The sequence below is a fragment of the Yersinia massiliensis genome, assembly GCF_003048255.1.
Taxonomy (GTDB): domain Bacteria; phylum Pseudomonadota; class Gammaproteobacteria; order Enterobacterales; family Enterobacteriaceae; genus Yersinia; species Yersinia massiliensis_A.
This window is the reverse complement of sequence record NZ_CP028487.1, coordinates 3,179,125-3,199,144: the sequence shown is the minus strand read 5'-3', so window position 1 is coordinate 3,199,144 and position 20,020 is coordinate 3,179,125. Positions and strand designations below refer to the sequence as shown.

Sequence of the window (20,020 nt, the reverse complement as noted above, 5' to 3'; positions counted from 1 at the left end):
CCAAGTTCTGCCGCATGCAACGTTTAAATCAACTCGATAGTGTTGGCACTACGTCAGGGGTTCTAGGGGGAAGGACATACGATGCCTTCTCAGATGGGAAGATGTCGATGAAGGCTAGGATTATGTCAACTCACGTAATGGTTATCCACGCTAGCGGCATCAGCGGATGAGGTATCTCATCTTTTGAAGCCGTTTGTTGAATCCTAAGGTGTAGCACCCTTGACGTATCATCCACCCGGTATGGACTTGGACGCTTTTGCTTATCACATCGCCAACAATGCAGAAAAATACGGCTGGTCGATGCTTGGGGCACAAATAAGCTATTTGATTTCCCGAGTGGGAGCGCGCCATCCGAAGTGAAGTCTGCATTAGCAGTGGTTCCGGTGGATACAGATATTATCAATACATACGCCACTAATGCTCAGCCCATCGCCCAGCAGGTCAAACATACTCACTGCTACAAGCGAAAGGCTCACTATGCTTACTGCGACTAAGATAGTAGGAATGACATATTCTTTCATTACTCTTCCTTGAGAGATGGGGATAGCAGCAGGTTAGCCACTTTAGAACATCTCAGCTTCACGCCACCAGTGGACGAACCACTCGGCTAGCCACCCAATGTAAATAACACTAAAGATGGCTGCGATAGTTAGAATGATGACCACCAAATATGCCTTCACTCTCCCTCCTTGAGCTATCTGTGTGCTAGCAGCAGGTTAGCCGTGGGTTAGCTGAGTAATCAGAAATACCGATCTCTATGCCTTTAATGTTTCTTAAGCATCATAGACCGAATAAGTTGTAACACAAATACTGGGGACATATCAGGGAGGGAGTAGCTGATAATTAACCGGCTTTGGATAAGAGGTCAAGTCTGAAACCAATCATCAGCACTTTCCCACGTTTCCTTCAAAATCTCCTGAATCACTTCTTTGTCGTGAGGCAGCCCACCCAATACGCTCAACCCGTCCATACTCGCCAGTCTTATTGTAGCTTCCGCATCTGGATAGCGACGCTTTACGTGATCATTAAACTCGATAGCTAGAGCAGCCAAATATTGCCGGAGTTTTTCCCTTGGGTTTTCCCTGATTTTCCCTACCACCAATCCCACAAACAAAAAAACCAACCCTAACGGATTGGTTTTCTTGAGGATATTTGGTCGGCATGAAAGGATTTGAACCTTCGACCCCCGACACCCCATGACGGTGCGCTACCAAGCTGCGCTACATGCCGATGCTGCGGTGTTTATACTACATTTTACCGTTGCTATTGCAAGGCTTGGCAAATCAATTGCTTATTTTTTAAACGTGCTAATTGTTGTTTCTTAGGGCTAGTTCGCAATAAATCGTTTTATATCGGTCAGTACTTGTAAGAGTAGTGGCAACTGAGGCTTTTCATCTTTGATTTCATTGCCTTGATCATCGTAGGTACGATACTCACCGTTATTATCAAGAACAATCGTTTGTGTCGGCGTTGTAATCACTAGCATGCCATTATCACCCGTCGCTACCCAGTTATTATTACGCTGTGCAGCAAACAAGTCTTCCCCTTGCGAATAATCTTCGGATGCGGTTTTAACATGCAACAACCGCTGCATCAAGGTCGTCATGATGTCTTCATGGTTGGTCAGCTTATTCACTGTTTGCGCAGGTGTCCCCGGCCAGTGGATGACGAGTGGAACTTGAAGCTGATGGCGATTAAAGCGACTCCCAGCCCCCCATGCATCAGTGCCACTATCATTGAATTCGACACCATGGGCGGCAGTAATAATCACTACGGTTTTATCGAGTTGCCCTTGCTGTTTTAGTGTGTCCAGAATAGTAGCAATTTGCTTGTCTACTTCTTTCGCACCAGTTTGGTAGTTATGGATAAAGTCTGATGGTAATTCCATTCTCTTGTCTGCGACAGGGTCTTGCGATTCAGGCGAGCCGTTCAGGTTAATATACGAGAACCAAGGCGAGCCATTTTTCACTGTTGACAACCATTGCTGCCACTGCGCGGTAGTCTCACGATCCGATTGTTCTACCGGGGCCGGTAACGTGAAGTCAGCCAAGAGGGCTTGACGGTAAAGAGGGGATTCAAATCCATCGGAGGAGAACAGACCGAACTGATAACCTTGCCCACTCAATGCAGTAATAAAGGCAGAGGGTTCGCGGGCTGAAAGAATACCGTCTAAATAGGTCGGTGAGATGCCATAAAACAGGCCGAATAAGCCAGTATCCTGACGATTACCCGAGCTGTAGTGACGATCGAACTGAATGTTTGAACGGCCAAATTCTGCTAGCGCAGGCATATCCTTTTGCAAACTACTGGTACGCATACCATCAACCACAATCAATAGTAGGTTATAGCGGCTACCTTTATCGCTGAAAGTAATTGGGCTAAGTGGATACTCAACTGCCAGTGCATCTGGTGTGCCTTGTTCCGTCAAGCGGCGTTGATACTCTTGTTGATCAAGTAGGCCGTGTTTCTCAAGGAATTTACGGGCAGTCATCGGATAAGAGAGCGGCAGGTTTGCTCGCTGCATACTGATAGGGCGATAGAAGTTGGCGTCAGCCCAGATATACATCAAATGCGAAGCAAAGAAGGCCGAAATAAATACCGCAACCAGCGGCTTGGCGAAACGCTGCCGGTTAAGGCTGCGGAGTTTTTGCCATGCCCAAGTGCCAAAAAGCATCTCGACCAGAAAAATGACGGGTACCGAGATAAACATCAATTGCCAATCGCGCGCCAGCTCGGTTTGGTCTGGGTTAACCACAAGCTCCCATACCACAGAGTTTAGGTGCAAATGGAAACGGGTAAAGACCTCAGTATCTATCAATAGCAGAGTCAAACCTGCAGTCGCAAAGGCGGCAGAAAGAAAACGGAGTAGTCGCTGTGACATCACCACAAAAGTAAGGGGGAAGATCACCAGCAAATAGGCGGCAAAAACAATAAAACTAAAGTGCCCAAGCCAGCTAACGAGGGCATAGATACGGCCAATTAGCGATGAGGGCCAATCGGAGACAAACAAATAGCGACTACCCAGCACGAGGCTGAACAGGATATTAAACAAGGCGAACCAGTGCCCCCAACTGATCATCTGGGAGACTTTTTCACGATAGCGCTGACGATTTGTCACCATATTGAGATTGCAGTCTTGGCCGATAAATTAATGAGCTTTATCTTCACGTACCGAAGCTTGAAGCGCCTCGGCGAAAGAACGTGCCAATACTTTGCGTTGCGCTGGGGCAATGCTGGTATTGATCAGATTAGTTACCATATTACCCAACACCATCAAAGAAAGATCGGTCGGGGTACGGTGTTTTTCCAGTACGCTGACCAATTCAGACAGTAGTTGTTCAACGTGTTCGTCGCTATAACGGGATGATTGTGGCATAAAAATTGTACTCAACACCTGACAAAGTCCCACATCTTACCGTATAGAGACGCGCTTTTCCGCTATTTTATAGCATTAAGAATCATTAGCCGTTAATTGAGGGGCGTCGTCGCTTTTGGTTGCAGCTCTCCAGCATCAGTGATTGAATACGCCCCTAGCCAAAAGGAGTATTTATCATGAGTCTGGATATTGACCAGATAGCCTTACATCAGCTTATTAAGCGTGATGAGCAAACGCTTGATGTGGTATTGCGCGATTCTCTGTTACCTACCAATGCGGTAGTTGAAGAAATGATGGCCGAGCTACACCGAGTTTACAGCGCCAAAAATAAAGCTTATGGCTTGTTTAATGAGCACAGTGAATTAGCGGAAGCGCTGAAACGAAGCCGTAAGGGTGATGAAGACTTTCTCAGCTTTAGCCGTGCGGCAACAGGGCGATTACGTGATGAGTTAGCAAAATACCCGTTTGCTGAAGGCGGCGTGGTGCTGTTTTGCCAATACCGCTATTTAGCGACCGAATATTTGCTGATCTCAGTACTGAGCAGTTGCAATAGTATGCGCGTCAATGAGCAGCTTGATTTGAGCACGACTCATTATCTCGACATTAACCGTGCGGATATTGTGGCGCGTATTGATTTGACGGAATGGGAAAATAACCCAGAATCGACCCGTTATCTCACCTTCTTGAAAGGGCGGATAGGGCGCAAAGTCTCTGACTTCTTTATGGATTTCCTCGCGGCGGCTGAAGGGTTAGATACCAAAGCGCAAAACCGTGGCTTATTACAAGCGGTAGACGACTATTGTGCAGATGCTGAGTTAGGTAAAAATGAGCGTCAGGCATACCGCCAGCAAGTCTATAGCTATTGTAATGAGCAATTGCAGTCCGGCGAAGAGATTGCTTTGCAGGAACTGGCTCAGGAACTGCCGAAGCTGGGCGAGAAAGATTTCCAGCAATTTACGGCTGAACAGGGCTATGCATTGGAAGAGAGCTTCCCTGCGGATCGCGGCACCTTGCGTCAGTTGACCAAGTTTGCAGGCAGTGGCGGTGGGTTAAGTATCAATTTTGACGCTTTATTGCTGGGCGAGCGTATTTTCTGGGATGCGGCAACCGATACGCTGACGATTAAGGGCACGCCACCGAATTTACGTGATCAGTTACAACGTAATTCAGGTAACAAATAACAGTTATTGCTGTGGCCTTGCTTGCTCAAGCAATCCGCGGTCTTATTCAAGCAATAAACGTGTTTCACCGATAAAGATCTCAGCCAATAAAAAACGCCGCATAAGCGGCGTTTTTTATTTCGGCGTCCCGAATATATCGAAAACGAGGCGATTAAGCGCGAACGAAGTCGATATGAGTCAGTTTTGGCTTGAAAGCGTGACGCTGAACAGCCTGAACTTTAACTTTGATTTCTTTACCGTCGACTACCAGAGTCAGAACGGTATCGTAAAAGCCCGGTTTTGCTTCCATGTTCTTGGTGGTGTCATGGTCAAGAGCAATAGAGATAGCTGCTTCTGTGCCACCGTAAACGATAGCCGGGAATTTATTTGCTGCACGCAGGCGGCGGCTCGCACCCTTACCCTGGTCTTTACGTACTTCTACATTGATAGTGGTCATGTTTATTTTCTCTTAAGAAATTTACCCTGCTACAGGCGACCCAGCAACAGGTTCGATACTCGGCTTTGATTGGGTAAACCCAGAGCAAAGCGGGCGACATTCTAGCGAAAGATCAGCACGACAGCAAATGAAACCGCGAAAATCTCAGGCGAAATGCGGCTTAGGCGAGGGAATCTGCTCGCCGAAAACGGCCCTGATAATCAAATACCTTTTCTCTGATTTGCCACCATTGCCCACGGCGGCGGGCGACGACAAAATCGGGGTAACGTAATAGGGCTTGTTGGGCGATGATATCCGCTGCTGTTTGCCATTTTAAGGTGACTCCGGGGGCGCGCTGATGTGGGCGTAAGAATATTTGCTCGAATGCCATACGCTGTGCGGGTGTTGTTAAGCGAAAGCGTTCGCTGGTATGAGTGCCATCTTCGTCGTAATAAGTGATTTTTAGCCATTCCCCTTTGGCATCATGGCCGCTTTCTAAACTCATCCCACCACATCGTAGCACCAGCGCATCTTTTAATTTCAGTGCGGCTTTCAGCATATCATCAGGATCAACCAGCACTTCTTGGCACTGATGGCAGCGACGTGCGGCAATATCGTTCTCAGCCCCACAATGCGGGCAAGATTTAAAGCGGAAGCGATAATCACATTGTGCTCGTGCACCTTGATCATCCTCAAACCAGCCCTGACAGCGGCGGCCATAGTGCTCAATTATCTCACCTGATTCGGTACATTTTCCCCAGAAAATATTGGCAAAACCGCAATCGGGGCAAAAAACCTGTACCGGCTGGCTATCACCCTGTGGCTTGCTCGTCCCCACTTCTGGCGTGAAGAGATCGTGAGGATTGCCAGCATAGTCCAGAATCAGACAATCTTCTTTACCCGGCGATAACCGCAAACCACGGCCGACGATTTGTTGATACAAACTGACCGATTCGGTTGGGCGTAGAATGGCAATCAGATCGACATGGGGGGCATCAAAACCGGTGGTTAAGACGGCCACATTCACCAAATAATGCAGTTGTTGCTGCTTAAACGCGCTGATTAAGGCATCCCGCTCAGCAGGGGGCGTGCCAGCGCTCACTAACGCCGCCTTGCCTTTGGGCAGTAATCCGTAGACTTCTTTCGCGTGTTCGACTGTCGCGGCAAAAATCATCACGCCACGGCGCTGGGCCGCGTACTCAATTATCTGGCTAACGATATGTGGGGTAATTCTTTGTTGCTGTTTAAGCTCACGATCCAAATCCGCTTCGCGGAAAAGGCCATCGCTGTTGCTCGTGAGGCGGCTAAAGTCATATTGGACGACGGGCATATCCAGCCGTTCAGGCGGCACCAGAAAACCGTGTTTGATCATATAACGCAGCGGTAACTCATAGATACAATCGCGGAACAGAGACTGGCTATCACCGCGGGTAATGCCATGGTAGTGGAATTGGTATATCCAGCCTTTGCCCAATCGATAAGGCGTCGCTGTCAGCCCGAGTAACCGTAGCCGGGGATTGTTAGCGCGTAAATGCTGGATGATTTGCTGATACTGGCTGTCATCTTCGTCACTGATACGGTGACATTCATCGATAATCAGCAGCGAAAACGCGCTATCAAACAGTGGGAGATTGCGTGCCACAGATTGTACGCTGCCAAACACCACTTTGCCTTCACTTTGGCGCTGTTGCAGCCCTGCGGCGAAGATGTCAGCCTCTAAATCATAGGCACAATATTTGGCGTGATTTTGCGCCACCAGCTCTTTGACATGCGCCAGCACCAGTACGCGACCACGGGCCAATTTGGCCAATTCAGCAATGACCAAGCTTTTGCCTGCGCCGGTAGGCAAGACAATCAGCGCAGGTTCTGCATGGCGGCGAAAATGAGCCAGAGTGGCATCAACAGCCTCTTGCTGATACGGGCGTAGCGTAAAGGCCATTAAATCGTCTGCCCAGCTAAGTGATTTATCGCGGTTGACCTATTCACCATTTGCAACAATTTTGTGCATTGTATTAGTGACATTTATCTCTCCCGATCACGAAAAACTTTCTATTATTATGCCTACCAGCGATAGCTGATGCGAGAGTCATGAGCGGCTAGCGAGGTACAGCCAGAGTGCGTGATGTGAAAACAAAGAGATAGCCTTTCTTAATCGCGTGTTTTTTTGAGTAACTGTTCCTAGGCTGATAGCGCAACCGCCGCTATACTGATGTTTCAGGTTGGTTAGGCAGCAAATGATTTTCCCCTATACCACTTTATTATTTCATTCTTTCATACCGCATTATGAGCACTATTCCGTTTTGGGTTGGTGTGATGGCGGGTATCGTGCCTGTCAATGGCACGACAATACAACAGGCAAAATAGATTCAATGCGATTGGACAAGTTTTTATCTCAGCAACTGGGTGTTAGCCGTGCGTTAGTCGCGTGTGAACTGCGGGCCAAACGAGTCACAGTTGATGGCGAAGTGGTCAAAACGGGTGCGATGAAGTTGTTACCTGAGCACGACGTGAGATTCGATGGTAACCCATTACAACAAACCCTTGGGCCACGTTACTTTATGCTGAACAAGCCGCAGGGGTATGTGTGTTCGACAGAAGACCCAGATCATCCGACGGTTCTTTATTTCCTTGATGAGCCTGTGGCATACAAACTCCATGCCGCTGGGCGGTTAGATATCGATACCACCGGATTAGTGCTGATGACTGACGATGGTCAGTGGTCGCACCGGATTACTTCACCGCGCCATCACTGCGAAAAAACCTATTTAGTGACGCTGGAACATCCAGTGGCAGATGATACGGCGCAGAAATTTGCTGACGGCGTGCAATTGCACAATGAAACCTCTTTGACCAAGCCCGCTCAACTCGAGATTATCGAGCCGCAGTTGGTGCGTTTGACCCTTAGCGAGGGGCGCTATCATCAGGTAAAACGCATGTTTGGGGCTGTCGGTAATCGAGTGGTAGCATTGCACCGCGAACGAATTGGCGCGATGAAACTTGATGACGATTTGGCACCTGGAGAATACCGCCCACTGACGGCAGAAGAGATTGCTAGCGTAGGCGCTCCCCATCTGTAATAGGGATGCTGTTGTCGTGTGGGTAAGTTGTACCCACACGGCTTACAGTCAAGATCCCTTGCTATCCGTTATTGAAGGAGTTGTTAACCGTGCTTGCCCCTAATCAAAATGAAGCGCAAAACCGCACATCCCACTTTGGTTTAATCTTTATTCTCGGTTTGTTGTCGATGTTGATGCCTTTGGCCATCGATATGTATTTGCCGAGTATGCCGATCATTGCGCAAGAATTTGGCGTAGAGAGTGGTGCGGTACAGATGACACTCAGTGCGTATGTGCTCGGGTTTGCTATTGGGCAGCTGTTTTATGGCCCGATGGCAGACAGCCTAGGGCGTAAGCCGGTCATCTTCTGGGGGACGTTAATCTTTGCGCTTGCGGGTATGGCTTGTGCCATGGCGCAATCGGTTGAACAACTGATTAATATGCGCTTCCTGCACGGCTTATCCGCCGCCGCAGCCAGTGTAGTCATCAATGCCTTGATGCGAGATATGTTCACCAAAGACGATTTCTCCCGAATGATGTCTTTTGTGGTGTTGGTGATGACTATCGCCCCGTTGTTGGCTCCGATTATTGGGGGCGCATTGCTGGTGTGGTTTAGCTGGCATGCCATCTTTTGGACAATGGCAGGTGCGGCATTAGTCGGTGCTATTCTGGTTGCACTCTATATCAAAGAATCGTTACCCAAAGAGAAACGGCAACGGTTCCATCTGCGCACTACCATCGGTAACTTCGGCACGTTATTCCGCCATAAGCGGGTGCTGTGTTATATGCTGGCCAGTGGTTTCTCTTTTGCTGGGATGTTCTCATTCCTCAGTGCCGGTCCGTTTGTCTATATCGAGTTAAACGGCGTTTCACCACAGAATTTCGGCTATTACTTCGCGCTAAATATTGTCTTTTTATTCTTGATGACACTGATTAATAGCCGCAATGTTCGCCGTTTCGGTGCGCTAAAAATGTTCCGATTTGGCATGTTGGTGCAATTTGTGATGGGGATCTGGCTGCTGGTGGTTTGTGCCACGGGCATGGGATTCTGGGCCTTGGTTCTGGGAGTGGCGGCTTACGTCGGTTGCATTGCAATGATCACCTCGAATGCCATGGCGGTTATTCTGGATGATTTCCCACACATGGCTGGGACGGCTTCATCTCTGGCGGGGACGTTACGCTTTGGTATCGGTGCGGTAGTGGGAACACTGTTGTCGATGGTATCCTCGCACAGTGCCTGGCCGATGGTGATCTCAATGGCATTTTGTATTGCTATTGCCATGCTGCTTTATCTCTATGCCAGCCGCCCACATAAAGTGGCGGTGAAGACGTCATAATCAAGAGCACATTAGGGGAAACGTGACATGTTTCCCCGCTTCAATCCTGCCGATTAACCCCGCGATCCTCTCACTTATTTTGTTAAAAATAACAGTGATGGCAAGTGATACCCCCCCTGTTTATTGCGCTTAATCAATATTATAAGCATGCGTATCATTATTCATTGCATAGTGATGTTTAGACACATATTGTTAACTTTTTAAGCGACAACATAAATAATCCGAAAATAGTTATTGTGGATTCTTATCAGATAATTCTGTCATTCAGCAGGTAACAAATATTCATTAATTTATATATTTATCAATTAATTAAATATCCGCGATAGCACTAGATAACGCAAGAATTGTTCCTTAAATGTAAATTTTTGACGGCGGTTAGGTAACGCGTTTGCAATAAAATGGTTGAGATGATCGTCGTAAAGGTATAAATATAACGAAAAATGGGATCTAAATCCCAAACCTGAAATTTCAACCTTGGCAGAACGGGTTGAGTGAAGATTAAAAAAAACGCAAAAATAGCATTGTTATATTTAAGTTTCTAAATTGTTATCAAGGTTGTGTTTTGATGAGGTTTGAATCAGGCACAATGACAACTTAGCGACTATAACTTTAGTCAGTGTGAGTCTTTGTAGTGCCTTTTTAAGTTTTAAAATTTTATTTTGACTAGGAAAAACACGTGAATAATATCCAACTTTCGGTAGTACATCGTCTGCCGCAAAGTTACCGTTGGTTATCTGGCTTTATCGGGGTCAACGTTGAACCGATACCACTGACGGCGGCGATAGACGATACACAAAATGACTTGATGGGGCTGAAACTACTCAGCCACGATGGTTACCATGCACAAATTATCATGCAGCGGCTTCACCTCTCGCTTCAAGAGATACAAGTGGACTCAGCGATTGTTGAATGGGAAGGTGAGCCTTGCCTCTTCGTGCATCGGCAAGATGAAAGCGCGACCATGTGTCGCCTAAAAGATGTTGGCGTGGCTATTGCTGAAACCATGACGGCACTTTATCCCTTCTGAAGCGATAGAGCCCATATCGGTGCCAATGATAGGCCGACATCTTTTATTGATCACCGACATCGACGATATCGTCGGTTCGGTATGTTGGCGCTCTTTTTCCCCGTATCACTAATCTGTGAATTGGAGTAGTTGCTGCGTATATTGCTCTTTGGGTGCAGCAAAGACTTCATGACAGTCACCTTGCTCCACGACTTCCCCTTGCTTCAGCACAATCACCTGATGACATAACGAACGCACGACTTGTAAATCATGGCTGATAAACAGATAACTGAGTTGGTAACGTTGCTGCAGGGATTTGAGCAACGTCAAAATCTGTGCCTGTACTGATTTATCCAATGATGAGGTTGGCTCATCAAGGATCAACAATTGAGGTTGCAGGATTAAAGCGCGCGCAATAGCAATACGCTGCCTCTGGCCTCCGGAGAATTCCGTTGGGTAACGATAGCGGCTTACAGGATCTAACCCCACTTCTTCCATGGCCTTAATAACCCGTTGCTCACGATGTGCGGCACTGAGCCTCTGGTGCACTTCGAGTCCTTCAGCAATAATTTGCTGCACATTTAAACGTGGGTTTAGCGCTGAGTATGGGTCTTGAAACACAACTTGAATGCGGCTGCGGTAAGGCAACATCTGTTTTGATGTAAAACGGTGTAACGGTTGACCGCTAAACCATATCTCACCCGTTGAAGGCAGTAGGCGCAGCAAAGCTAACCCTGTGGTACTTTTGCCTGATCCAGACTCACCCACCAACCCTAAACTTTCACCGGGTTTCAACTCAAAACTAAGCTTCTTCACAGCGTAGTGGTGATCGACCGTGCGCCGTAACAAGCCACGTCTGATAGGGAAAGCCACTTGCAGATCTTTTACCTGCAGCAGTGGCGCAAGACCCGCGGTGAGAGGTAAAGGATCACCTTGCGGTTCAGCATCCAATAACTGACGCGTATAAGGGTGCTGTGGCGCACTGAACAACGCTTGGCGGCTATTGTGTTCAACGATACGGCCTTCACGCATTACAGCGACGTTATCAGCCAGCCTGCGCACAATATTCAGGTTATGAGTGATAAACAGCAAACTCATGCCCATTTCTTGCTTTAACTCTTTCAGCAAATTTAAAATTTGGGCCTGTACTGAGACGTCCAGTGCGGTAGTTGGCTCATCGGCAATCAGTAACTTAGGTTGAGTCAATACTGCCATGGCAATCATCACCCGCTGGCGCTCCCCGCCGGAAAGCTGATGCGGGAAATCCGCTAATCGGCTTTTAGCCTGACGAATGCCGACACGGTCAAGACACTGAATGATTTCAGCTCTGGCGGCTTCTTGGCGCATGCCACGATGCAGTGACAGAACTTCAGCTAACTGTCTCTCGATAGTGTGTAGTGGGTTAAGAGATACCATCGGCTCTTGGAAAATCATGGAGATCTGATTACCGCGAATGGCCCGCAGCGTCGGTTCATCGGCATGAAGTAGTGATTGGCCTGCAAACAGAATATCGCCACTTGGATAGACCACGGGCGGCGAGGGCAGTAAACGCAAAATCGATAACGCAGTGACACTTTTACCTGAGCCTGACTCACCCACCAACGCAAGTGTTTCACCGGCATTCACCTGCAATGACAGTTCGCGAACCACTTCGCGGTCAATGCCAGCTTGGCGAAATGCAACACTGAGGTTTTGAATATCCAGAAGTGGAGACGTCGCCATATCAGTACACCTTACTAGGATCAAAGGCGTCACGAACTGCTTCGCCAATAAAAATCAACAGGGATAACAGCACCGCCAGCACCAGAAATGCGGTGATACCCAGCCAAGGGGCTTGAAGGTTATTTTTGCCCTCTAATAGCAGCCCACCTAATGAGGGGGAACCCATCGGCAAGCCAAACCCAAGGAAGTCCAGCGAGGTCAGCGTGGTTATCGAACCGCACAAAATAAAGGGCAAAAAGGTTAATGTCGCGACCATCGCATTGGGCAACATATGCCGAGACATGATTGTGCGATCACGTACGCCCATCGCGCGAGCTGCACGAATATAGTCATAATTACGCGTGCGCAGAAACTCTGCGCGGACGACACCGACGAGTCCCATCCAACCAAATAACACGGTGATGCCTAATAACCACCAGAAATTCGGCTGCACCACGCTGGAGAGGAGAATCACTAAAAACAGCGTTGGCATGCCAGACCAAACCTCAATAAATCGCTGGCCCCACAGATCAACCTTACCACCGTAATAGCCTTGTATCGCACCGGCACAGATGCCAATCACACTGGAGATCAAGGTGAGTGTCAGGCCAAATAACAGCGAAATACGAAACCCATAAATGACTTTCGCTAAAACATCACCGCCGGTACTGTCAGTCCCCAATAAGTTGGTGCGGCTTGGCGGTGAAGGGAAGGGCTTGTCTGTGGCGAAATTAATCGTGTTATTGCTAAAACGGATTGGTGCCCAAATAGCCCAGCCGTTATTTTTGATTCGGCTAAGCACGTAAGGATCTTGATAATCGGCGGCGGTGGTTAAAATGCCACCAAAAGTCGATTCACTGTAATTGGCCATAAAGGGCATATAAATCTTGCCCTGATAGTTCACCAGCAGGGGCTTATCGTTAGCGATCAGCTCGGCAAACAAGCTGATAATAAACAGCGTCAGGAAAATCCACAGCGACCAGTAGCCACGGCGATTCTGACAAAAGCGTGCCCAGCGGGCGTGATTAATTGCACTTAACCCTGTCATTATTGGCGGCTCTCAAAATCAATTCGTGGGTCAACCAAGGTATAGGTGATATCGCTGACAATATTGAGCAGCAAACCAATCAGCGTGAAAATATAAAGCGTGCCAAACATCACCGGATAATCCCGCTGCAAGATGGCTTCATAGCCCAGTAACCCTAAACCGTTCAGTGAGAACATCACTTCGATCAACAGTGAACCGGTGAAGAATAGGCTGACAAAGGTGGCTGGGAAACCCGCGATAACCAGCAACATGGCGTTGCGGAAGACATGGCGATACAGGATCTTTTCCTCAGGTAACCCTTTAGCGCGGGCGGTCACCACATATTGTTTGCGGATTTCATCGAGGAAGGAGTTTTTGGTCAACATTGTCAATGTGGCAAAGCCACCAATCACCGTCGCCAAGACAGGTAAGGTGATATGCCATAAATAGTCAGTGATTTTGCTGTACCACGGCAGCGTGTCCCAATTACTGGAAACCAAACCGCGTAGCGGGAACCAATCAAAATAACTGCCTCCCGAAAATAGCACCACCAGCAAAATAGCGAATAGAAACGACGGGATAGCATAGCCGACGATGATAATGGCACTGCTCCAAGTATCAAAGGCCGTACCACTACGTACCGCTTTTTTAATCCCCAAGGGAATGGATACCAAATAGATAATCAGCGTGCTCCACAACCCGAGTGAGATGGAGACGGGCACACTGTGCTTAATCAACGAGACAACGGATTCGCCACGGAAAAGGCTGTCGCCAAAATCAAAGCGCACATAGCTCCACAACATATCGAAGTAGCGTTCATGCAACGGTTTATCAAAACCGAAGCGCTGTTTGATCTCAGCAATCACTTCTGGGTCCAATCCCCGAGAGCCACGATAGTTGCTGTCGCCGACTTGAGTGGCATTCAGGCCAACTTTGGCCCCGCCTAATCCATCGCCCCCCCCACCTGAACTGTAGGTGCCGGAGTGACCTAACTCAATATTGGCGATCGCTTGATCAACCGGCCCACCCGGAGCGATTTGCACGATAAAGAAGTTGATAGTGATAATCGCCCACAGCGTGGGAATGAGCAGCAACAGCCGCCGTAACAAATATGCGCCCACAACGGCCCCCTATTGACGTTCTGTTGGCAGACGGGCTGCCTTGTTGACATCAAACCACCAGCTATCAAATCCAAGCGAATAGGTGGGGCGTTCCGCAGGCATTGAGAACTTATCCCAATAGGCAAAGCGGCTATGGTTGGAGTACCACATTGGGATCATCAGATAGTTCCACGTCAGCACACGGTCGAGAGCGCGGCCGAGTGACAGCAGTGCCTCGGGTTGTTCTTGATGTTTGACAATCTGCTCAATCAATTCGTCAATGGCCGGATCTTTGATGCCAGAGGCGTTGTAGGTGGAATCGACATACGCTGAACTCCACCACGTTTGTAGGTTGGAGCTAGGGTAGGGGAACGCGCCATAAACTGTTGGGATCATGTCGTAATCACGGCTGCGCAGGCGGCTCAGGAACTGAGAACTGTCGACTTCACGTACATTCATCGTAATGCCTAAACGCTGCAAATTATGCTTGAACGGCTGAACATATTGGAAGTTACTGCCACTGAGGAGCAGCAATTCAAATTCGAACGGTTTGCCCGTTTTGCTGTTCACCAGTTTCTGGTTTTTCACTTCCCAGCCGGCTTCGCTTAGCAACTCGCGTGCTTTTAACAGATTATCCCGCGAATCACCGCTGCCATCAGTTTGTGGTGGCTGATAAATTTGGGTAAACACTTCCGGCGGGATTTTGCCTTTAAGTGGCGCTAACAAAGCCAGCTCAGCGCTGTCAGGATAACCTTTTGCCGCATATTCGGTATTTTGGAAGAAACTATTCGTGCGCTGATAACTGTTGAAATAGAAAGCTTTATTCATCCAGTCAAAATCGAAAGCCAGTGTTAGTGCATGGCGAACCCGCCGGTCGCTAAAAATAGGCCGCTGGACGTTAAATGCTAACCAACGGGTGTTTTGCGCGGAGCTATCAATAACATCCTGTTTAATAATGTAATCTTTTTCGAAATTGCCACCGGCATATTGTGTTGCCCAACTTTTCGGTGAGCTCTCTTCGCGGAAATCGAAAGCACCTGCTTTAAATGCTTCCAGCGCCACTTTGTCATCTAAATAGTAGTCATAACGAATGGTATCAAAATTATATTGCCCGCGATTGACCGGCAAATTAGCGGCCCAGTAATCTCTCACCCGCTCATAAGTGACATATTGGCCCATTTTGTATTTGCCAATGCGATATGGCCCGCTAGACACGGGGGGCGTACTCAAAGGATCGCTGAGTTTGTGGTTTTTCCAGAAATGTTCGGGCAGCACGACCAAACCAAACAAGCCCAGCATTTTATTTTTATCGGGCTCAGGGAATTCAAAACGTACCGTCAAACGGGAAATGGCCTTTACCTGTACACCTTTATAAGCGAGGCGGAATTGAGGCACGCCCTCAGTCATGAATTTATTGAATGTGAACGCGACATCTTGGGCCGTGATAGGCTCGCCATCATGAAAACGGGCTCGAGGGTTGATATCAACTTCAATCCAACTGAAATCGGGGGCATAACGGGCAGATTCTGCGATTAACGGGTAAAAGCTACCGATCTCATCGTCTGAAGTGCCAAAAAGTGAATCGTATATCCTTTCAGTACGGATAGCCGGATTGCCACGCAAGGCATAGCGATTGAAGTTATCAAAAGTGCCAATGGTGGCTAGGGTAATATCCCCGCCTTTAGGCGCAGCCGGATTGACGTAATCGAAATGGCTAAAATCTGATGAATACTTAGGTTCGCCCAGTATGGCAAAAGAGACACCTTCTTTTATGGTTTCAGCCTGTAGGCCAAAACTCAGGGCAGAAAGCGCCAAGGTAGCAAATAGGCGTAACAACATATTAGTAGTGATCTCCTGCATTTCATTCAGATAATAATAATCTTAAACGAAATTACCAGTTTGCAGGGGCTTAACGCAAACATTAAGCCAACAATATCTATACGACGAGTTATCTCGGTGGCCTTGCCGTGTCCACTCCCTGAGCGACTGACTAGTATCGGCTCATCGAAAAGAGTGCAACAACAACGACTGGCGGTGTGCATGCTGCTTTATTAGGTATTTTGTTGATCACAAAATCTGATTAAGTCCTCAACGGATAATGGTTTGCTGAGCAAATAACCTTGCAAGTAGTTAACACCGTGCTGTGCTAAATAGTGGAGTTGCTGCTCAGTTTCAACGCCTTCAGCCACGGTTTCAATATTCAGCTTATTAGCCAACATTAAGACGGCGTCTAATACCGGTGCAGCCACGGTATTAATACCGATAGTACTGACAAACCCACGATCAATTTTAATATAATCTAACGTAAAACGTTCTAAATAGATTAGGGCGCTATGACCAGTGCCAAAGTCATCGACCGCGATTTTTACGCCTTGTGAACGCATCCACGCAAATTGTTCGATAGCCAATTCTTCTTCAACCATGCCTCGTTCAGTAATCTCGAATACAGGGGAGAAGATATCAGTATTCAATCGCTGCAACATTTGGCTGACATCTTTACGGAAGTCATCATCAACCAGATGAACAGGAGATATATTGAAGGCAAGTTTAGCGCCGACTGGAATGTGACTTGCAATTAATTCACTGTCTCTGATGATTAAATCAAATAAGTGCCGAGTCAGTGGTTGTATTAAATGCTGAGTTTCCGCGTAGGGAATAAAAAGTTCCGGTGAGATTCGCCCTTCAATGGGGTGTCTCCAACGAATCAGCGCCTCTAGCCCTGTTAATGTGCGGTCTTGCGAACGGAATACGGGTTGATATTCAACAAAGAATTCACCACGGCGGATACCGCGTAAAATTTCAGCTTCGGCACTTTGGCTCGCCACTAAAATGTAATAAGCCAAAATACCGACCAAACCTGCCAGCAATAGGCCACCTAATAAGGTCATGCGAATATCATCTGCTGTCAAACTGGTATGGTAAATCAAAACCTTAATAGGGTAGCCGGGGACTTGCACCTCGCGCGCCGGTTTGGCGGGTAATTGGCTAAGTGGGATGACTTTAGAATCAAAGGTTGTTACAGCTAACTCATCAATAATAATGGCGAGGCCGTTAACTTGAGTATTCGAGTAATTCAGCAGTAAATAGGGATGCAATGTTAATTCTAATGTCGCCAATACTCCGTTATTACCGCGACCCGCCTCACGCAGCCAAACACCAATAGCCGGTTTACTTGGCATCATTGGGGTGCCTTGTTGAATTTTGAAATCCAACGGTTGATATGAATTAATTTTTGGGTATAGCACGCTGCTCGGAACATCCATCTCCCCAGTTGCCGAGGAGCAATATGCTCTATTATTTCGGACTAATAAGAATGCCCTCACACCATTTGTAAATGCAGCTCGATAGTGAAGACTGGGGCTGGCTTGCTCGCAACTTTTAGCGCTCAGTGGTATAAGCTGAGACATTGTTGTTGTCAGTTCATTTAGAAACTGAGTCGAGTAAGAAATAATGTGATCACTTTGTGTTGTGAGTTTACGTTCGCTGCTGCGATACAGTAATAACAAAGTAATGATGACAAAACAGAGAAAGAAACCGAGTGCAAAGATGACACTTTTTTTTACAAGATGGCGTCTGGATAAAATATTGCGTGAGAAAGCACTGCTTGAACCCATGTTACTTTGCTCCTCAGCATGTCCAGAAAGTGGTACGAGTATAAGTTAAGTTAGCGACTAGACGCCACCAGTTTGCCTATGGGCAAATTCGACATTAATAAGCTTATCAAATTGAATTTATACCCAACATAAATAAAGATGCGCTCTAAATGCATCTATTAGTAAAGCCATGAGAAACATATTCACAGATATTTTGTAATATATATCAGTCAAACAAATCTTCAGCTTATTAATGCAATATGCATATTCTTATCTAGAATAATCGTTGGCTGATAGGCCTTCGTACCAGAAAAGTCTTGCTTAAGAGCGCGGATTTTACACAGATAATTCTTGAATATCGCGATTACCAACAAAAAAAGAGATTTCCTACAAGTTGATCAGACGTTGGCTAGTGTGGGGGACAGGCAATAAAAAACGCTGCCGAGGCAGCGTTTTAGTATTTCGTTTGGTATCTCGGACAACAGGAATAAAATCTGCTAGCTGCGCGAACCGCTACTTAGCACTCGGCGCCCATCGCGATAACGCTTATTCCAATAATCTTCATTTAGGCTCGATATTGTCACACCGACACTTGTCGAGGCATGAACAAATTTATCGTTACCTAAGTAAATACCAACATGGCGGCCAGTCGAACCCGCTCGGAACAGCACTAAGTCACCGGGGCGCAATTTAGTACGTTGGATTTTTTTACCGAGATCTTGCTGCTCAGAGGTTGAGCGCGGCAAATCCATACCAAATTGTTCACGGAAAGTCGTTTGTACAAAGGCAGAACAATCAATTCCGCGCTTCGTGCTACCGCCTAAACGATAACGAACCCCTTTCCACCCTGCATACTGTTCTAAGATTTTCGACTTGACGTCAACGTTGCGTACCATTGCTTCGAATTCATCCTGAGAGGCTTGCAGTAAAAGCCCATCTTTGTCATTAACTGCACGCATCTCAGTTTGCGAATTATGTAAGTTCGAAGTCTGTGGTGAACTACACGCTGATAACATTACCGCTGCTGCAACCGCAGGAATGACCCGCAGAATATATCTCATAATAGGTTGAGACTTGACCATTGTTGTTGTTTTCCCTTGCTGTCCTTACGACGGATGTCGCTACCAAAATGCCAAACGAATCGAGATTATGGCTTGTGGTCTGATGAGACAATCACTTAACCGAATAAATGTGCAGGAACGCACAATATTAATCAGGACAGCGGTGAGAATACTGATATCCGAACACAAACGTTTTTGAGATTACCGTAATGATTAATAAAAGGCGAGGGGTTTTATAACCATTATTTTACGAAATGTTAATGTAACAGAATGTGATATTTTATATTAATGTGGAATAGGTGAATTTGTAACCGTTTGGTGATAATAAATGAGAGGAAGTATTAATGAGGGAGGACAAGAAATAAGCTCATTTGCCTCTCCCTCATTGATGCAGGCTAATACCGATTGGCACCTGGCAAACGCCGATTGATGGCGTCAATGACCTTATCGCTCAGCGGTGTTAGTAATATCCAGCTTGACCCAACCAGTACGACTGAAAGTGAACCCACCGCAATATCAGTAAACCAATGTGCACCAATCATCACGCGTGGCAACGAGAAGATAACCACAATCAGTAATGCGATAACAAACGCCCCACGGGAAAAGTAACGCAGCATAAAACAGGCAAAAATCATCAACATCATGCCATGGTCGCCGGGGAAACTATCGCTAGAAGCATCTTTCGTTGGGATACCGGTTAATTCACTGACGCGATTGACGTTCTCAAACACCAGCGTAGGACTGGGATGAGAAACCGGCAGCAGATGTCCTAATTGATTCAGGATAACGGCAGTTAGCAACATCACGAATCCCATGACGACCAGACGGCGGCGGCCAGTAGGCGTTTCTTTTATAAAGAAGTAAAGATAAAGCGACCCCATACACAGTAGAGAAATCGCATCGAAAGCACGATTATTAGTGATTGCCACCAAATGCAAGAACGAAGGGCTGGAGAGCAGATGTTGGTTGAAATAGAAGAATATTGCCGAATCTATTTTAAACCAAAAGCCGTGATTCGCAGGAATATACCAAGATAGAAAAAGCACTATCCCGAGTAAATTGAGCAATAGTATTGTCGGTAAATGACGACGGGTCATGCGCTGGCCTATAAATTTTCAATGTATTGATAGAGTAAAAAGTATGAATGGCGTAAAAAGTCGGGCCGTA

The 20,020-nt window shown here is 47.0% G+C and carries 17 protein-coding genes and 1 tRNA gene; 5 read left to right on the top strand and 13 right to left on the bottom strand.

Annotated features, from left to right (window positions below; translation table 11 throughout):
- Window positions 1–219 precede the first annotated feature (219 nt).
- On the top strand, window positions 220–360 hold the full coding sequence (locus DA391_RS24220; RefSeq protein ID WP_155411018.1) for a hypothetical protein: 141 nt from the start codon (window positions 220–222) through the stop codon (window positions 358–360).
- 505 nt (window positions 361–865) lie between these two features.
- Here DA391_RS24220 and DA391_RS24530 read toward each other — a convergent pair.
- From DA391_RS24530 to DA391_RS14930, 4 genes are all read right to left on the bottom strand, one after another.
- The gene (locus DA391_RS24530) at window positions 866–1,102 is read right to left on the bottom strand and encodes a DinI family protein (protein WP_050081481.1); all 237 of its coding nucleotides are present in this window, start codon (window positions 1,100–1,102) and stop codon (window positions 866–868) included.
- A gap of 51 nt (window positions 1,103–1,153) precedes the next feature.
- A tRNA-Pro gene (locus DA391_RS14940) sits at window positions 1,154–1,230 on the bottom strand.
- A gap of 97 nt (window positions 1,231–1,327) precedes the next feature.
- Complete coding sequence (gene yejM / locus DA391_RS14935) at window positions 1,328–3,121, bottom strand: LPS biosynthesis-modulating metalloenzyme YejM (RefSeq protein ID WP_050081371.1); 1,794 nt, start codon at window positions 3,119–3,121, stop codon at window positions 1,328–1,330.
- A gap of 27 nt (window positions 3,122–3,148) precedes the next feature.
- A complete protein-coding gene (locus DA391_RS14930; protein WP_002208836.1) occupies window positions 3,149–3,376 on the bottom strand; it encodes a YejL family protein in 228 nt (75 codons plus the stop codon).
- Between the two features lie 176 nt (window positions 3,377–3,552).
- Here DA391_RS14930 and yejK point away from each other — a divergent pair, with 176 nt between their 5' ends.
- Complete coding sequence (gene yejK / locus DA391_RS14925) at window positions 3,553–4,557, top strand: nucleoid-associated protein YejK (RefSeq protein ID WP_019209406.1); 1,005 nt, start codon at window positions 3,553–3,555, stop codon at window positions 4,555–4,557.
- Window positions 4,558–4,708: 151 nt separating this feature from the next.
- Here yejK and rplY read toward each other — a convergent pair whose 3' ends face one another.
- Both rplY and DA391_RS14915 read right to left on the bottom strand, forming a co-directional pair.
- On the bottom strand, window positions 4,709–4,993 hold the full coding sequence (gene rplY, locus DA391_RS14920; RefSeq protein ID WP_050081372.1) for a 50S ribosomal protein L25: 285 nt from the start codon (window positions 4,991–4,993) through the stop codon (window positions 4,709–4,711).
- A gap of 160 nt (window positions 4,994–5,153) precedes the next feature.
- A complete protein-coding gene (locus DA391_RS14915) occupies window positions 5,154–6,911 on the bottom strand; it encodes a DEAD/DEAH box helicase (RefSeq protein WP_057650639.1) in 1,758 nt (585 codons plus the stop codon).
- Window positions 6,912–7,341: 430 nt separating this feature from the next.
- On the opposite strand from DA391_RS14915, the gene rsuA reads away from it, so the two are divergent.
- From rsuA to DA391_RS14900, 3 genes are all read left to right on the top strand, one after another.
- Entirely contained in the window at window positions 7,342–8,049 is a 708-nt protein-coding gene (gene rsuA, locus DA391_RS14910) for a 16S rRNA pseudouridine(516) synthase RsuA (protein WP_108088287.1), read from the top strand.
- Between the two features lie 89 nt (window positions 8,050–8,138).
- Window positions 8,139–9,365 carry a Bcr/CflA family multidrug efflux MFS transporter gene (locus DA391_RS14905; RefSeq protein WP_050081374.1) on the top strand — a complete coding sequence of 409 codons (1,227 nt, stop codon included), beginning with the start codon at window positions 8,139–8,141 and terminating at the stop codon, window positions 9,363–9,365.
- Window positions 9,366–10,041: 676 nt separating this feature from the next.
- A complete protein-coding gene (locus DA391_RS14900; protein ID WP_019209411.1) occupies window positions 10,042–10,392 on the top strand; it encodes a YejG family protein in 351 nt (116 codons plus the stop codon).
- Window positions 10,393–10,500: 108 nt separating this feature from the next.
- Here the strand turns inward: DA391_RS14900 and yejF are convergent, their stop codons facing one another.
- The 7 genes from yejF to DA391_RS14865 form a co-directional block, all read right to left on the bottom strand.
- Window positions 10,501–12,093, bottom strand: coding sequence for a microcin C ABC transporter ATP-binding protein YejF (yejF, locus tag DA391_RS14895; protein ID WP_050286841.1), 1,593 nt, complete (start codon window positions 12,091–12,093; stop codon window positions 10,501–10,503).
- 1 nt (window position 12,094) lies between these two features.
- On the bottom strand, window positions 12,095–13,120 hold the full coding sequence (locus tag DA391_RS14890) for an ABC transporter permease (protein WP_050081376.1): 1,026 nt from the start codon (window positions 13,118–13,120) through the stop codon (window positions 12,095–12,097).
- Entirely contained in the window at window positions 13,120–14,220 is a 1,101-nt protein-coding gene (gene yejB / locus DA391_RS14885) for a microcin C ABC transporter permease YejB (RefSeq protein ID WP_050081377.1), read from the bottom strand. The genes DA391_RS14890 and yejB overlap by 1 nt, the downstream gene beginning before the upstream one ends.
- Before the next feature lie 9 nt (window positions 14,221–14,229).
- A complete protein-coding gene (locus DA391_RS14880; RefSeq protein WP_108087917.1) occupies window positions 14,230–16,038 on the bottom strand; it encodes an extracellular solute-binding protein in 1,809 nt (602 codons plus the stop codon).
- 212 nt (window positions 16,039–16,250) lie between these two features.
- Complete coding sequence (locus DA391_RS14875) at window positions 16,251–17,813, bottom strand: cyclic di-GMP phosphodiesterase (protein ID WP_088130361.1); 1,563 nt, start codon at window positions 17,811–17,813, stop codon at window positions 16,251–16,253.
- Between the two features lie 476 nt (window positions 17,814–18,289).
- Window positions 18,290–18,874, bottom strand: coding sequence for a bifunctional murein DD-endopeptidase/murein LD-carboxypeptidase (gene mepS, locus DA391_RS14870; protein WP_019209417.1), 585 nt, complete (start codon window positions 18,872–18,874; stop codon window positions 18,290–18,292).
- A gap of 374 nt (window positions 18,875–19,248) precedes the next feature.
- Window positions 19,249–19,950, bottom strand: a complete 702-nt coding sequence (locus tag DA391_RS14865; protein WP_050081380.1) for a phosphatase PAP2 family protein — start codon at window positions 19,948–19,950, stop codon at window positions 19,249–19,251.
- Window positions 19,951–20,020: the final 70 nt, after the last annotated feature.